Source organism: Kitasatospora sp. cg17-2 (genome assembly GCF_054031055.1).
Map to the genome: position 1 here is coordinate 8,754,755 of NZ_CM132923.1, position 15,980 is coordinate 8,770,734.

Annotated in this window: 4 protein-coding genes; 1 reads left to right on the forward strand and 3 read right to left on the reverse strand. The window is 75.6% G+C overall.

Translation table 11 applies throughout. The features are described from left to right. Positions 1-3 precede the first annotated feature (3 nt). The 3 genes from ACW14Y_RS36790 to ACW14Y_RS36800 form a co-directional block, all read right to left on the reverse strand. On the reverse strand, positions 4-3,186 hold the full coding sequence (locus tag ACW14Y_RS36790; protein WP_456984926.1) for an amino acid adenylation domain-containing protein: 3,183 nt from the start codon (positions 3,184-3,186) through the stop codon (positions 4-6). Beyond that, a complete protein-coding gene (locus ACW14Y_RS36795) occupies positions 3,183-8,846 on the reverse strand; it encodes an amino acid adenylation domain-containing protein (RefSeq protein WP_456984928.1) in 5,664 nt (1,887 codons plus the stop codon). Before ACW14Y_RS36795 ends, ACW14Y_RS36790 begins: the two co-directional genes overlap by 4 nt. Positions 8,847-9,018: 172 nt before the next feature. Further along, complete coding sequence (locus ACW14Y_RS36800; protein ID WP_456984929.1) at positions 9,019-12,261, reverse strand: non-ribosomal peptide synthetase; 3,243 nt, start codon at positions 12,259-12,261, stop codon at positions 9,019-9,021. A gap of 567 nt (positions 12,262-12,828) precedes the next feature. Here ACW14Y_RS36800 and ACW14Y_RS36805 point away from each other — a divergent pair. Beyond that, entirely contained in the window at positions 12,829-15,951 is a 3,123-nt protein-coding gene (locus tag ACW14Y_RS36805) for a phosphocholine-specific phospholipase C (protein WP_380304417.1), read from the forward strand. Positions 15,952-15,980: the final 29 nt, after the last annotated feature.

Below are 15,980 nucleotides of genomic sequence, written 5' to 3' on the forward strand. Positions count from 1 at the left end.
CGGTCAGCCGTCCAGGCGGTCGGCCGCCTCGTCCTCGCTCAGGGCCTCGATCTCGGCGACGAGCAGCTCCTCGACCCGGGCCGCCAGCGCGGCGACCGTGGAGAGCTCGAAGGCGTCACGGATCGGGACGTCCAGACCGACGCCCGCCCGGATCCGGGCCACCACCCGGGTGACCAGCAGGGAGTCGCCGCCGAGTTCGAAGAAGTCGTCCAGCGCTCCCACCTGCGGGACCCCGAGCACCTCCTGCCACAGCTGGGCGACCAGCTGCTCGGCATCGGTCCGCGGCGCCAGGTACGGGCGTCCGGCGGTCGCGGCCGGTTCGGGGAGGGCTGCGGTGTCGAGCTTGCCGTTGAGGGTCAGCGGGAGGGTGTCGAGGAGGACGACGGTGTCGGGGACCAGGTAGGCGGGCAGCCGCCGGAGCAGGTGCTCGCGCAGGGCGGCGGGGTCGGGCTCCGCGCCCGGGGCCGGGACGGCGTACGCGACCAGGCGGCGGCCGCCGCGCACCACGGCGGCGGCCCGGGCCACCTCCGGGCGGGCGGTCAGGGCGGCCTCGATCTCGGCCGGTTCGATCCGGTAGCCGCGCAGCTTGACCTGCTCGTCACCGCGGCCGAGGTAGTCGAGCGTCCCGTCGCTGCGCCAGCGCGCGCGGTCGCCGGTGCGGTACATCCGCGCCCCGGTGGGCGGACCTTCGAGGAACGGGTCGTCGAGGAAGGCCGAGGCCGTCAGATCGGCTCGCCCGAGGTAGCCTCGGGCGAGGCCGGTGCCGCCGATGTGCAGCTCGCCCTCGGAGCCGCGCGGCAGCAGCGCGCCGCGCTCGTCCAGCACGTACAGCCGCACGCCGGGCAGCGGGCGGCCCAGGGACGGGCGGCGGGCGGCGTCCGGGGCGCCGAGGTCGGTGGCGGTGACGATGACGGTGGCCTCGGTCGGGCCGTAGGTGTTGACCAGCCGGACGGTGTCGCCGTGCCGCTCCCGCCAGCGGGCGACGGCCTCGGCGCGGACCTCGGAGCCGCCGAGCACCACCAGTCGCAGGCCGGCCGGCCAGGGGGTGCGGTCGTCGTGCGAGACCAGCTCCTCCCAGTAGGCGGTGGGGAGGTCGAGCACGGTGACGGACGGGCCGTCCGGGCCGCGCAGCAGCTCGGGCAGGGTGCGGCCGCCGCCCGGGAGCAGCACCACGCAGGCGCCGGAGGCGAGGGCGGGCCACAGTTCCTCGGCGTGGGTGTCGAAGCCGACGGAGGCGAACTGGACGATCCGGTCCCCGGGGGCGAGCCGGTAGCCCTCGGGCCCGGCCATCCAGTCGACCCGGGCTGCGAGGGCGGCGTGGTCCACGGCCACGGCCTTGGGGGTGCCGGTGGAGCCGGAGGTGAACAGGACGTAGGCGAGGCCGGCGAGGTCGCCGTCCGTCCTCGCCGGGGCGGCCCCGACGATCCGCAGGCCCTCGGAGCCGTCCTCGTCCGTGAGCAGCGCGACGGCCCCCGACTCGCGGAGCATCAGCCGCCGCCGCTCCTCCGGGTGGGCCGGGTCGAGCGGCAGGTAGCCCGCGCCGGCCTTCCAGATCGCCAGCAGGGCCGTCACCAGTTCGAAGGAGGGGGCCAGCCGCACGGCGACCAGCTGTCCCTGCACCGGTCCCAGTCGTGCGGCCAACTCGTCGGAGCGCCGGTCCAGTTCGGCATAGGACAGGGTGCGGCCCGCGCACTCCAGGGCGGGGGCGTCCGGGGCAGCGGCGACCCGTTCGGCGAACCGGGCGAGCACCGCGCGGGGCGCGGAACCGCGGATCGGGCCGGTGCCGAGGGCCAGCAGTTCGGCCCGCTCGTCCGGCCCGATCAGCCAGTCGCCGTGCAGCGGCACCGTCACGTCCGCGACGGCGGCGGTGAGCAGCGCGTGGCAGCGGGAGCCGAGCGCGGCCACCGTCTCGGTCTGGAGCACCTCCCGGTCGAAGCAGAAGGAGAGCGTCAGCCCGCCGTCCGGCGTGCGCCAACTGTCCAGCAGCAGATCGGTCTTGGCGCGCTCGAAGCCGGAGTCCATGGAGGCGGTGCGGACCCCGGCGGGCAGCGGGGTGCCGCCGTCCTCGCCGGCCAGGTCGTACTGGCTCTGGTGCACGAACACCGCCTGGTAGAGCGGCGCCGCCCCGGCCTCGGCGGGCAGGCCCAGGTGGGTGGCGAGCCGCTCCAGCGGCACGTCCTGGTGGCTCAGCGCGCCCAGGGTGGCGGTGCGGACGCGGTGCAGGACGGTGCGGAAGTCGGGCTCGCCGGTGAGGTCGGCGCGGAGCACGCCGGTGCGGGCGAAGTAGCCGACCAGCCCCTCGTGGGCGGCCTCGGTGCGGCCCGCGAGCGGGGTGCCGACCACGAAGTCGGTGCTGCCGGTCCAGCGGGCCAGCACGCACTGGTAGGCGGCGAGCAGCACCATGAACGGGGTGCAGCGCTCCCGGCGGGCGAGGGCGTCCAGGGCCGAGGTGAGCTCCGGGCCGAGGGCGGTGGTGGCGAAGCCGGCCGGGTGCCGGGGGTCCGCCGGGCGGGGGCGGTCCAGCGGCAGCCGCAGCCGGCCGGTGCCGGCCAGCTTCTCCGCCCAGTAGCGGAACGCGGCCTCGCCGCCGCCCCCCTCGGCGCGCTGCTGCTCGGCGCGGGCGACGTCGCCGTAGCGCAGGGCGAGCGGCGCCAGCCCGGCCGGTTCCGCGCCGAGGGCCTCCCGGTAGAGCGCGAGCAGTTCGCGCCAGAGGATCCGGAACGACCAGCCGTCCGAGACGATGTGGTGGACGACCAGCGCGAGCGCGTGCTCCTCGGGCCCGGCCGAAACCAGGACGACGCGCAGCGGCGGGCGCCCGCCGAGGTCGAACGGCGCGTTGACGGTGGGTCGGCACGCCTCGGTGAAGTCGGCCTCGCCGGCGCCCGGGGCCAGCGCGACGAGGTCGAGCGGGACGGGCGCGGCGGGCTCGACCAGTTGCACGGGCGCCTCGCCGTCCAGGGCGAAGCGGGTGCGCAGCGGCTCGTGCCGGGCGGTCAGCCGGTCGAGCGCGGTGCGCAGCGCGGTGACGTCGAGCGGGCCGCTCCACCGGCGGCACAGGTACATGTTGAAGCCGGCGTCGGCGGGGTGGAGCTGCTGGAGGAACCAGAGCCGGCGCTGCTCCTCGGTGAGCGGGTGGACGGCCTCGACGGGGCGGGCGGGGCCGGCGGTCCGGTCGGTGGTGGTCATCGGGCGGCGGCCTCGGTTCCGGTGCGGGATGCGGGTGCGGAGGGGGGTTCGGGCGAAACGGCGGGTGCGGCGCGCGCCGCGAGGGTGGCCAGGCCGACCAGGTCGTCGGGCTCGGCGTCGGGGACGTCGCGGTCGAAGTGCCGCAGCGCGGGGACGGCGAGGCAGACCAGCACCAGCAGGGCCATGGCGAGCCCGAACAGCAGGTACAGCAGGCCGATGCCGCGCCCGTCGCCGGTGCCGATCAGCCGGCCGACGCTGCCCGCCAGCGGGCCGTCCGCGTCCACCCAGGGCTGGACCAGGCGCGGTCCGAGCGGTGCGACCAGGGCGAAACCGACCGGCAGGGTGGACCAGGCGACCATGGTGTTGACGGCGATCACCCGGCCGTGGAAGCGCAGCGGCACCTTGGTCTGCACGATCGTCGCGTAGACGCCGTTGACCAGGGCCAGCCCGTACGCCATGCCGAAGGCGCCGAGCGCGACCGGCAGGATGCTCGGCCGCAGGCCGGTCACCAGGCAGGCGGCCGCCAGGCCGAGGGTGGCGAGCAGCACGCCGCGCAGCCGCAGCCGGCGCGGACCGCCCCACACCAGCAGGGTCAGACCGCCGAGGACGGCGCCCAGCCCGGCCGCGACCGAGACCCAGCCGGCGGCGGCCAGCGGGGCGAAGGACAGCACCAGCGGGGTGGTGAGTAGGAACAGCGGCGACAGGAAGATGTTGAGCACGGCGAAGAACAGCAGCATCGCCCGGAAGTTGCGGCTGCCGAGCGCCCGCCGGAAGCCGGCCCGGATCTCGGCGCCGACGCTCTCCCGGCGCCGCGCGGCCATCACGTCGGGGAAGCGCACGGCCATCGTCACGCCGGTGGCGACCACGTAGCTGGCCACGTCCATCGCGAGGATGCCGCCGAGCCCGAGCGCCGACAGCAGGCCGACCGCGAACAGCGGCACCAGGAACTGGGCGAGGCCGAAGGCCATCTGGACGACGCCGTTGGCGCGGCCGAGGAAACGTTTCGGGACGAGCTGCGGCACGGCCGAGTTCCACGCCAGCCGTTGGAAGGTCAGCGCCGTCGACAGCACCGCGATCAGCACGTACGCGTGCCAGACCGCCAGCGAGTCGGTGAGGTACAGCAGCAGCATCACCGCCTGGGTGAGGCCCGCCGCGACATCGCCGTACAGCATGATCCGGCGCCGGTCGCCCCGGTCCACCAGTGCCCCGGCCAGCGGCGCCGAGAGGATGCCGGGGACGAGCCCGCAGGCGGCCAGCAGGCCGAACTGCGCCAGCGAGCCGGTGGTCAGGTAGATCCAGACCGGCAGGGCGAACTCGGTGAGCGCCGAGCCGATCATCGAGATCTGCTGGCCGGCGGCGACGCCGAGGAAGCGGCGCATGGTGGGCCGCACCGCGGCGGTCGCGGCCGCCGGCGCGGGCTCGGCGGCGTCCCGGGAGAGCCCGGCCAGCCACCAGGTGGCGCCCTCGGTGCGCGCGTGCCGCCGCTCCTCGCCCTCGACCACCGAGCGGTGCACGGTGGTGAGGATCTCGGCGAGCTCGGCGGCCCGGTACTTGAGGTAGAAGTGCCCGGCCTCGTCGAGCACCACGACGCCGGTGGTGTCGCTGAGCCGGTGCCACTCCCGGTACCGCTCCTCGTAGAACTCGGTGGCCGGGTCCCGGTCGCCGCAGACCGCGTACACCGGGGCGGCGATCCGGCCGTCCTCGCTCTCGAACAGCCGGGTGAAGTACTGCTCGGCCTCCCGGGTGCCGGTCCGGCGGTTGGCGACCATCAGCCGCAGCTGCTCGGTGCCGACCTCGTCGGTGTCCAGGCCGGCCGCCGCCAGCGCGTTGATCATGCCCTGGTCGCTGCGCATCCGGTCGGCGGTGTGGGCCCACCACTCGCCGACAGCGGCGCCGCGTCCGCGCGGCCGGGCGAACGGGAAGATGCCGCCGAGGTGGACGGCCTCGACCTCGCGGCCGGCCGCCTCCACCCGCCGGGCGATCTCCACGGCCAGCCGGACGCCGACGCCGCAGTGGCCGTACAGCACGATCCGGCCCTCGACGGTGTCCAGGATCTCCTGGGCGCAGCCGGCCGCGACCTCGTCGATGTCCATGGCCTCCTCGCCCAGTTCGTGCCCGGGGACGGCGAGCGAGTGCAGCGCCCAGTCGGCGGGCAGGGCGTCGGCGAGCGGCTTGTAGATGAGCGCGCTGCCGCCGCCGTACGGGGTGCAGACCAGGCTGGCGGTGGTCCGGCGGCCGGCCGGGGTGAGCAGGTGCAGCAGGCTGCGCGGGCCCCGGTCGGCGTGCGGGTCGCTGACCAGCGCGGCCAGCCGGCGCACCGTGGGGTACTTGAAGAGGTCCATCACCCCGACCGGGGTGGGGAGTTCGGGGAAGGCGCGGCGCAGCTTGGCGACCACCTGGGTGGCCAGCAGCGAGTGCCCGCCGAGTTCGAAGAAGTCGTCCAGGGCACCGACCCGGGGCACGCCCAGCAGTTCGGCCCAGAGTGCGGCGAGGAACTCCTCGGCCTCGCCCTCGGGCTGGACGAACTCCCCGCTCGCGGCGGGCTCCTCGGGTTCGGGCAGGTTCCGCCGGTCGACCTTGCCGTGGGCCAGCAGGGGAAGCCGGTCGAGCACCACGAACCGGGCCGGGACCATGTAGTCGGGCAGCGACTCGCCCAGGGTGTCGCGCAGTTCGGCCGGGGTGGGCACGGGGGCGTCGCCGGTCCGCTCCAGGTAGGCGACCAGCATCTGCCGCAGGCCCTCGCCCCGGGCCAGTACGACGGCCTGGCCGATGCCGGGCAGGGCGGTCAGGGCCGCCTCGATCTCGCCGGGCTCCACCCGGTAGCCGCGGACCTTGATCTGGTCGTCGGCCCGCCCCAGGTAGTCGAGGGTGCCGTCGGTGCGCCAGCGGGCCAGGTCGCCGGTGCGGTAGAGCCGGTCGCCGGGGGCGCCGAAGGGGTCGTCGACGAAGCGTTCGGCGGTCAGCTCGGGCCGGCCCAGGTAGCCGCGGGCCAGCCGGTCGCCGCCGAGGTACAGCTCGCCGGTGACGCCCGGCGGCACCGGTTGCCCGGCCTCGTCGAGGACGTGGCAGCGGGCCCCGGCGAGCGGGGTGCCGATCGGGGTGCTGCCCGTTCCGGCGGCGTCGGCGGTGACCTCGTGCACGGTCACGCCGACGGTGGCCTCGGTCGGGCCGTAGTGGTTGAACACCGCGCACCGGCCGAGCGCGGCCAGGCCGGCGGCCCACGGCCACGCCGAGGCCTCGCCGCCGAGCACCAGCGAGCGGCGCGGCAGCAGCCGTTCCATCGGGGCGTCGGCGCTCAGCGCGGCCAGGTGCGAGGGGGTCATCTTGAGGTGGTCGAGCTCCAGCGCCTCGATCCGCTCGGCGAGTTCGGCCCCGGCGATCCGGCGCGGCAGCAGGTGGACCCGGCCGCCGGTGCTCAGGGCGAGGTAGAGCATCGTCATGCTGAAGTCGAAGGCCAGCGACTGCAGCAGCCCGTAGCTCGCGCCCGGCTCGATCCGCAGCCGTTCCCGCACCCCGGCCAGGTAGTTGAGGATCTGCCGGTGCTGGACGGCGACGCCCTTGGGGGTGCCGGTGGAGCCGGAGGTGTAGATGACGTAGGCGAGGTGGTCCGGTCCGGAGAGTTCCGGCAGCGGCTCGGAGTCCCGCGCCGGCGGGTCGGTGTCCAGCAGCAGCGCGGCGACGTCGTGGCCGGGGAACCGGTCGGGGAAGCGGTCGCGCAGCGCCGATTCGGTGAGCAGGACCCGGGCCCCGGAGTCGGCGACCAGGTGGGCGAGCCGGGCGGGCGGCTGCTCCGGGTCCAGCGGCAGATAGGCGCCGCCGGCCTTCAGCACGCCGAGCAGGGCGACCGCCAGCTCGGGCGACTGCTCCAGGCAGACCGCGACCCGGTCGTCCGGGCCGACACCGAGCGCGCGCAGTCGGCGGGCCAGCCCGGTGGCGCGCTCGTCCAGCTCGCGGTAGGTGACGGTGCGGCCCTCGGACTCCAGGGCCGGCCGGTCGGGGTGGGCGCGGGCGGTGTCGGCGAGCAGCGCGGTCAGGGTGGCGGGGGCGCCGTCCGGGTCGGGCAGCGCGGGCCCGACCGCCCAGCGCTCCAGGACGTCCCGGCGCTCGGCGGGGGTGGTCAGGGGCAGCCGGGAGAGCGGCCGGTCCGGGTCGGCGACGGCCGCCGCGAGGAGGAGCTCGAAGCGCTCGACCAGTCGGCGCACGGTCGCGGCGTCGAACAGGTCGGTGCGGTAGGTGAGCAGCCCGTAGAGGCCGCCGTCGGACTTCTCCCGCAGGTAGAACGCGAGGTCGGTGCGGGTGGTGGCGGCCTCGTGCCCGAAGCTCTCGGCGGTCGGCGCGCCGGGCGAGTCCGGGGAGCCGGGGCCCGCCGGGGCGGACGCGGCGCCGCGCTCGCCGTAGTTCTGGTAGGCGAAGCTGACCTGGAACACGGCGGAGCGGCTGACGTCGCGCTCGATGTCCAGATCCGCCACCATCTGCTCGAACGGCACCTCCTGGTGGGTGTACGCGTCGAGGGTGGTGCCGCGCACCCGGCCGAGCAGCTCGGCGAAGGTCGGATCACCCTCCAGCCGGGCCCGGATGGGCAGCATGTTCACGAACAGGCCGACCACGCCTTCGAGTTCGCGGTGCAGTCGGCCGGCCACCGCGGAACCTATCGCGAAGTCCCGCCGCCCGGCGTGCCGGCCGAGCAGGGTCTGCAGCGCCGCCATCAGCACCATGTACCCCGAGGCGCCCGAGGACCGGGCCAACTCGGCCACTCCCCGGCCGAGTTCGCTGCTCCAGTGGAACTCGGTGGCGGCCCCCTCGAAGGTCAGCACCGGCGGTCGGGGGCGGTCGGTCGGCAGCTCCAGGGCCGGGACGTCGCGCAGCTCCTCGCGCCAGTGGGCCCGGGAGCCCGCCAGCGCCTCGCCGGCCAGCCGCTCCCGCTGCCAGCCCGCGTAGTCGCCGAACTGCACCGGCAGTTCGGGCAGCCGGTCCGGGGTGCCGTGCGCGTGCCGGGCGTACAGCGCGTCGAGTTCGCGGTGCAGGATGTCGAGCGACCAGCCGTCGCTGACGATGTGGTGCATGACCAGGGCGAGCACGTGCTCGTCCGGCGCGGTGCGCACCAGCAGGGCGCGCAGCAGCGGGCCCTCGGCCAGGTCGAACGGTCGCGCCACCCGCTCGCCGAGCTCGCGGGCGGCCCGCCCGGCCGGGTCCGGGTCGCCGGTCGCGTCCACGAACTCGGCGGTGAGCGGCGCGGGTTCGGCGATCCGGACCTCGGCGGTGCCCTCGGGGGTGGCGGGGAAGCTCATCCGCAGCGCCTCGTGCCGGGCGAGCAGCCCGGTGAGCGCGGCGTCCAGTGCGGTGCGGTCCAGCGGGCCGCGCAGTCGGCGGGCCGGGGCCAGCGCCCAGGCGGTGGAGCCGGGCGCGAACTGGTCCATGAACCAGAGGCGTTCCTGCCCGCTGGAGAGCGGGACCGCGCTGCCCGGGGGTCGGGCCGGGACGGTGGCGACGGCGATGGCGGGGGCCGCGCTGCCGGGAGTGCCGCCGGGATTACCACCGTCGGGTGCCGGGGCGGTGGCGTCCGGGGCCGTGGTGGTGCCGGCGGCCGCGCGCAGGCGCTGGGCGAGCAGGGCGCGTTTGGTCGCGGACAGCCCGGCGGCGGGGTCCTGGAGGTCGGTCATGGGTTGTTCCATTCGGCGCACGTCGGGCGGCGGCTGCGGTGACCCCGGGCGGGAGCGCCGCGGGGCGGGCCGCCGCAGGGGAGGGGGCGCGGGGCAGGGAGGACGGGGGGAGCGGGTGCGGGTGCGGGGAGGGAACGTCGGGCGGCGCGGGTCCCGTCGCGCCGCCCGACGGTCAGCGGAGTTCGCGGACGGCGGCGGCGATGCCGGCCGGGGTCGGGGTGGCGAAGAATACGTCGAAGTCGAGCTCGACACCCAACAGGTCGCGGATCCTGGCGGTGATCTGAATGATCGTCAGGGAGTGGCCGCCGAGGTCGAAGAGGTCGTCCTCGGGGCCGAGGCCGGGCAGTCGCAGCACCTCGGACCAGATCGCGAGCACGGCGGCGAGCACCTCGTCCTCCGCCTCCGGACCGGGGGCGGCGACGGCCGGGGCCTCGACCGGCACCGGCGGGACGGGCAGTGCGCGGCGGTCCAGCTTGCCGTTCGGCGTCAGCGGCAGCCGGTCGAGCAGCAGGAAGCGCTGCGGGACGGCCGCGCCGGGCAGCAACCGCTGCAGGAAGGAGCGGAGTTCGGCGGGCTCGGGAGCGGTCTGTCCGGCGGCCGGGACGAGGTAACCGGCGACGAACGGCTCGCCGTCGCCCCCGTCCTCCGCGTTGTCGGGCGCGACAACCTCCTCCCGGTGCACCGCGGCGGCGGCCTCCGCGACCGCCGGATGGGTCAGCAGCGCCGCCTCGACCTCCCCCAGCTCGATCCGGTGGCCGCGGATCTTGACCTGGTCGTCGATCCGGCCGAGGAACTCCAGTTCGCCGTCCGGGCTCCAGGCCACCAGGTCGCCGGTGCGGTAGAGCCGGTCGCCGGGGGCGCCGAAGGGGTCGTCGACGAAGCGCTCGGCGGTCAGCTCCGGCCGGCCCAGGTAGCCCTCGGCGAGCCCGTCGCCGCCCAGGTGGAGTTCGCCGGGCACGCCGATCGGCAGCGGCCGACGGCGGCGGTCGAGCACCAGGGCGCGGGTGTTGGCGATCGGCCGGCCGATCCGGACCGCCTCCGGGTCGTCCGGCAGTTCGGCGCAGGTGGACCAGACGGTGGTCTCGGTCGGCCCGTAGACGTTGAACAGGCGGTCGGTGCCGGCCCGCAGCTGCCGGGCCAGCGGCAGCGGCAGGGCCTCCCCGCCGACCAGGCCGGTCAGCCCGGACGGCAGCGGCCCGGCGCCGAGCAGGACCCGCCAGCCGGAGGGCGTCGCCTGGACGTGGGTGACGCCCTCGCGCTCGACCAGCGCGCGCAGCCCCGGGCCGTCGACGGCCAGGCCGTCCGGGGCCAGCACCAGACGGCCGCCGGTGGTCAGCGGCAGCAGCAGCTCCAGGGCCGAGATGTCGAAGGAGAGCGAGGTGAGGCCGAGCCAGACGTCCTCGGGACCGGAGCCGAGCCGAGCGGCGAAGGACGTGAGCAGGTTGACCAGGGCCCGGTGGCCGATCTCGACGCCCTTGGGGCGGCCGGTGGAGCCGGAGGTGTACAGCACGTACGCCAGCCGGCCGGGGTCGGCATCGGTGCCGACGTCCGCCGTGGCGGCCGCCCCGCCCGGCCGGAGCACCGCCGGTGCGGCGGCCGCGACCTCGGGGGCCGGTTCGCGGTCGGCCAGCAGCAGGGCCGCCCCGGAGTCGGCGAGCACGAAGGCGAGGCGCTCGGCCGGGTAGCCGGGGTCGAGCGGCAGGTAACCGGCGCCGACCGCGTGCACGGCGAGCAGCGCCGCCGGCAGGTCGGCGGTGCGGGCGAGGTGCAGGCCGACCAGGTCGTCCCGGCCGATGCCGGCCGAGGTGAGCTCCCCGGCCAGCCGGTCGGCCCGGCGCAGCAGCTCCCGGTAGGTCAGCCGTTCCTCGCCGGTCACCACGGCGAGCGCGTCGGGGGCGGCCGAGGCGTGCTCCCGGACCAGGTCGAGCACGGTCCGGTCGGCGGGGTAGGCGCGGGCGGTGTCGTTCCAGGCGGTGGTGACGAGCTGCCGCTCGGCCGCGTCGAGCAGGGGCAGGTCGCCGAGCGGGGTCGCGGGGTCGGCCACGGCGGCGGCGAGCAGGGTGGCGAGGTGCCCGGCGACCCGCCGGGCGGCGGCGGAGGCGAGTACGGCCGGGTCGTACTGGAGCGAGAGCTCGATCCCGTCGGCGCCGTCGACGGCCTGGAGGTGCAGGGTGTTGCGGGCCGCGTGCGGGAAGACGGTCCAGTCGACCGAGGCGGTGCTGCCGGGGAACACGGGGTCGGCGGTGGTGCGGCGGCGGTAGCCGAAGGAGACCGGCGCCAGTCCGGCCCGGGGGGTGAGGCCGGGGACGGCGCTGCCGAACGGGACGGCGCGGTGCGCGGAGACGGACCGGGCCTCGGCGCGCACGGCGGCGGCGTAGCGCGCGAACGGCGTGTCCCCGTCCTGGCCGGCCGGGGCGTACACGGGCAGCTCGTTGACGTACAGGCCGATCGTGTCGCGCTGCCGGGGTCCGCGGGTGGAGAACGGGACGGCGACGGGGACGGCCTCGCCGCCGTAGCGGTGCAGCAGGCCGTGCAGGGCGGCGAGCAGGAACTCGAAGCGGGTGACCCCGGCGGTCCGGGCGGCGTCCGCGAGGGCGGCCCGGGCCGGGCCGTCGAGCCGCCAGGAGACGGACTCGCCGGGGCCGGCGTCGGTCACGGCGCGGGCGCCGCCGGGGAGCACCGGGGCGGTGGCGGCCCCCCACCGGGGGCCGTGGAAGGCGGCCGCCCGGGTCAGGAGGTCGGGGTCGAGCGGCGCGGAGTCGGCGTCCGTGTTCGCGTCGGTGTCGGCGCCGGGGACGGAGTCGACACCCCCGGGCCGCTCCTCGTCCGTCACCGACGACGCGACCGACGACGCGACCGACGACGCGAGCGCGGCGGCGTACCCGGCGGCGAGGTCCGCGACCAGCACGTCCTTGGAGTGGCCGTCGAACACGGCGTGGTGCGCCACCACCAGCAGTTCGGCGCCGCCGTCCGCCCGCCGGTCCAGGGTGAACCGGACGAGCGGTCCCCGGGCCAGGTCGAACGGCAGGGCGAGTTCCTCGGCGAGCCGCTTGGCGTCGGCGTCGGCGCAGGCGTCGGCACACTCGCGGAGCGGCTCGCCGACCGGTTCCGGGACGGTGAGCGCGGGCGCCCGCCCGGCCGGGACGGGGTGGAGCACGCCGTCCCGTTCCACCAGCGCGGAGGAGAGCGCGGGGTGCCGGGCGACGGTCGTGGCGACGGCGCGGGCCAGCGCGTCGGTGTCGATCCGGTCGAAGCCGATCCGCAGCGCGAGGTGGAAGACCTCGGGGACGTGGGTGAGCCTGCTGGTCAGCCAGATTCCGTGCTGGGCGGGGGAGGCGGGCCGTGCGGCGTCCGTCGCTCTCGCGAGGTCCCCGGCGGCGGAGGAAGGGCCGGGCCGGTTGGGGGAGTCGGACATGCTGTGCTCGATTCGGGAGTCGGAGACGGAGCTGCGGGGCACCCGTCCGAGCGGTGGCCGTGGCGGCGCGCGGGCGCGGTACGGCGCGGTCGGACGGCGCGGCTGCCGAAGGGTGGCCGGCCCGCCCCGCGGACCGGTCGGCAGGCGCCGAGGAACGGCCGCACCCGACTCCCAGGTTTCCCCCCTGATGCGTCAGGCGACGCGATCCCCTACCCCCGTACGAAGATCATTGGCCTGGACCTGCCGCGAGGTTTCCACAGACCACATGCCTCGTCAAGGGTTGTCCACGACCTGGCCGGAGGCTGCCGACGGTTCGTCAACCACCTTCCGGGGCCGGGGGCCTGGCGTGACCGGCGGGGCTGCTGGGACGGCGGGCCCGGAGGTCGCGGCGGGAGGGGGTGACCGTGGACCGTCATTGATGGCAAGTTGTCTGTACAGCTATGGGTTCACTGTCCGTCATCGACGCGCCATCGAACCCCCCGTTCCCGTCCACCTGGGGCCCGTACACATAACGGGTCTGGACCACAGCTCCAGGCACCCCCCGCTTTGTACAAGGAGTCACCCCCGATGAGTCCGCAGCCCGAACTGTCGCGCCGCACCCTGCTCGGCGGCGCGGCCGCCGCCGCCGTGCTGTCCGCCCTCCCCCTCAGCGTGCGCGAGGCCCTCGCCGCGCCGGCCCGCCCCGGCCGACTGGCGGACATCCAGCACGTTGTGGTGTTCATGCAGGAGAACCGCGCCTTCGACCACTACTTCGGCACCCAGGCCGGCGTCCGGGGCTTCGGCGACCGGACGGCGGTGCGGGGCGTCAACGGCCGCTCGGTCTTCCACCAGCCCGACCCGAGCCGCAAGGAGGGTCACCTCCTGCCGTTCCCGATGAACGCCGCCCACACCAACGCGTACCAGCAGGGCGCCCCCGCGTTCGGCTTCGTCGACTCGATGAAGGCCTGGAACGACGGTCTCGCCGACGGCTCGGTCACCCGCCGCTCCGGCGGCTGGCTCGGCCAGGGCTACTACGAGAGCGCCGACATGCCCTTCTACCACGCGCTCGCCTCGGTGTTCACCACCTGCGACGCCTACTACGCGTCGGTGCAGTGCAACACCAACACCAACCGCGAGCACCTGATGACGGGCACCAGCGGCGGTACCGTCCGGGACACCCCGGTCACCGACAACACCGAGATCCCCGGTGGCTACGAGTGGACCACCTATGCCGAGCGCCTGGAGAAGGCCGGCGTCAGCTGGCGGACCTACCAGGCGCTGGACAACTTCGACGACAACGCGCTCGCCTGGTTCGCCCCCTTCGTCAAGGCCAAGCCCGGCGAGCCGCTGTACGAGCGCGGCATGCGCGCGGTCGGCGACCCGGCCAAGAAGAGCGACCCGTTCGCGATGGGCGACGCCCTGGTCGAGGCCTTCGCCGCCGACGTCCAGGCCGACACCCTCCCGCAGGTGTCCTGGATCGTCGCCCCCGCCGCGCTCTCCGAGCACGCCAACTACGCGCCGCCGAACGGCGAGCACCTCACCGCCCGGCTGCTGGCCGCCCTCGCGGCCAAGCCCGAGGTGTGGGAGAAGACCGTCTTCATCCTCAACTACGACGAGCACGGCGGCTTCTTCGACCACCAGCTGCCGCCCGTCCCGCCGCTGGCCACCGGCCGCGGCAAGTCCACCGTGCCCGTGGACGGCGAGGTCGTCGTCCGCGTGACCAAGGGCGGCTCGACCTACCACCGCGTGGTGAGCCAGGACGGCAAGTACCGGGTCCGCGCCGCCGACGGCTCGCTCGCCTGGTCCGACACCCTGCCCGCCGGCGAGCGCGTGGAGTCCGGACCGTACCCGATGGGCCTCGGCGTCCGGGTGCCGATGATCGTCGTCTCCCCGTGGACCCGCGGCGGCGTCGTCGACTCCAGCGTCTACGACCACACCTCGGTGCTGCGCTTCCTGGAGCAGCGGTTCGGCATCCAGGAGCCCAACATCAGCCCCTGGCGTCGCTCGGTCTGCGGCGACCTCACCAATGTCTTCGACTTCTCCGGCCGCGACCCGCGCTGGCCCGCGCTGCCCGACACCAGCGGCAACCGGCAGAAGGTCGTCGACACCGGCAAGCTGCCCGCGCCCACCGTGCCCAACCCGCAGTCCTTCCCGCAGCAGGAGCGCGGCACCCGCGCCGCCCGCCCGGCGCCCTACGACCTCACCGTCAAGCCGCGCCTCAAGGGCGACCAGCTGACCATTGACTTCATCAACCAGGGCAAGCAGGGCGCGGTCTTCGCGGTCTACCCGGCCCCCGGCGCCCTGCCGCGCCACTACACGGTCGGCGCCAAGTCCCGGATCTCCGACGTCTGGACGGTCGGCCAGGACGGCTACGACCTGCGGGTGCACGGCCCCAACGGCGCACTCTGGCACCTGCGCGGCACCGTCGACGCCGCGTACGAGATCTCGCTCTCCGAGGAGCGCAACGGCAAGGTGCTGGAGGTGGACGTGATCAACCGCTCGCGCACCGCCCAGACCTTCCTGGTGGGCGACCTCGCCTACGGCGACGGACTGCGCGAGGTCCGGGTCGCCGCGGGCGACGACAAGACGGTCAACCTCAACGTCGGCCCCGAGGGCTGGTACGACGTCGCCGTGGGCGTGCGCGGCGAACTCGGCTTCCGCCGCCGGATCGCCGGCCGCTTCCCCTGGGACGGCGAGCACCTGCTCACCGACCCGGCGATGGGCCAGGCCGACCCGCTGACCGTGGACGTCGCGCTCAAGGCCGCCTCCACCACCATCGACGAGGCGATCCTGCTGCCCGGCCGCCCGGCCCGGGTCACCGCCCGCTTCACCGCCACCGACGCGCTGACCGTGATCGAGGCGCAGCCGGTCGTCCCGGCCGGCTGGACGGTCGCCGCCGTCACCGCGCCGCCCGCCGCGCTGGCCGCCGGGGCGAGCGCCACCGCCGAGTGGGACGTCACCCCGCCCGCCCAGCTGCCGGACGGCGCCACCCACCGCGTCCTGGTCACCGCCCGCGCGCTGGCCGGCAACCGCTTCGCCGTCGCCGACGGCGAACTCGCTGCCCGCACCGCGCCGGTGATGGCCGGACACCTGCTCGGCGAGGACTTCGAGTCGCTGGCGGGCGCGCTGCAGCCGGTCGCCGGGGTGGTCGGCTGGACGCCGCAGGCCCCGCAGGGCTGGTCCGTGGTCAACGCGCCGGCCATGCCGCAGGGCACCGTCCGGCTCCAGGGCTGGACGTTCCACACCAAGCGCGAGTGGTCCAACCCGGCCGGCCAGGACCGGGGCAACTTCACCCGGGGCCTGGGCATCCTGGCCGTGGCCGACCCGGACGACTGGGACGACACCGGCGCGCCGTCCAAGAAGGGCGTGTTCGACTCGACCCTGGTCTCGCCCGCGGTGCCCGTCCCGGCCGGGGCCACCACGCTGTACCTGGGCTTCGACTCGCACTACCGCCAGGAGGCCCCGCAGAAGGCCTCGGTCACCGCGGTCTTCGACAACGGCACCGAGACCCGGCTGGTCTACTACAGCTCGGACGCCACCGGCAACGACAACGCCGGCAAGGACGTCCAGAACGCCTTCATCGGCAAGCAGTTCGCCGTTCCGGCGGGTGCGCGCAGCGTGACGCTGAAGTTCCGGATGTTCGACGCCGGGAACAACTGGTTCTGGGCCGTCGACCACGTCCGCCTGGATGTGAAGCCGATCACCGGCTGACGCCGACGCGGCCCGTGCGCCCGACGTGA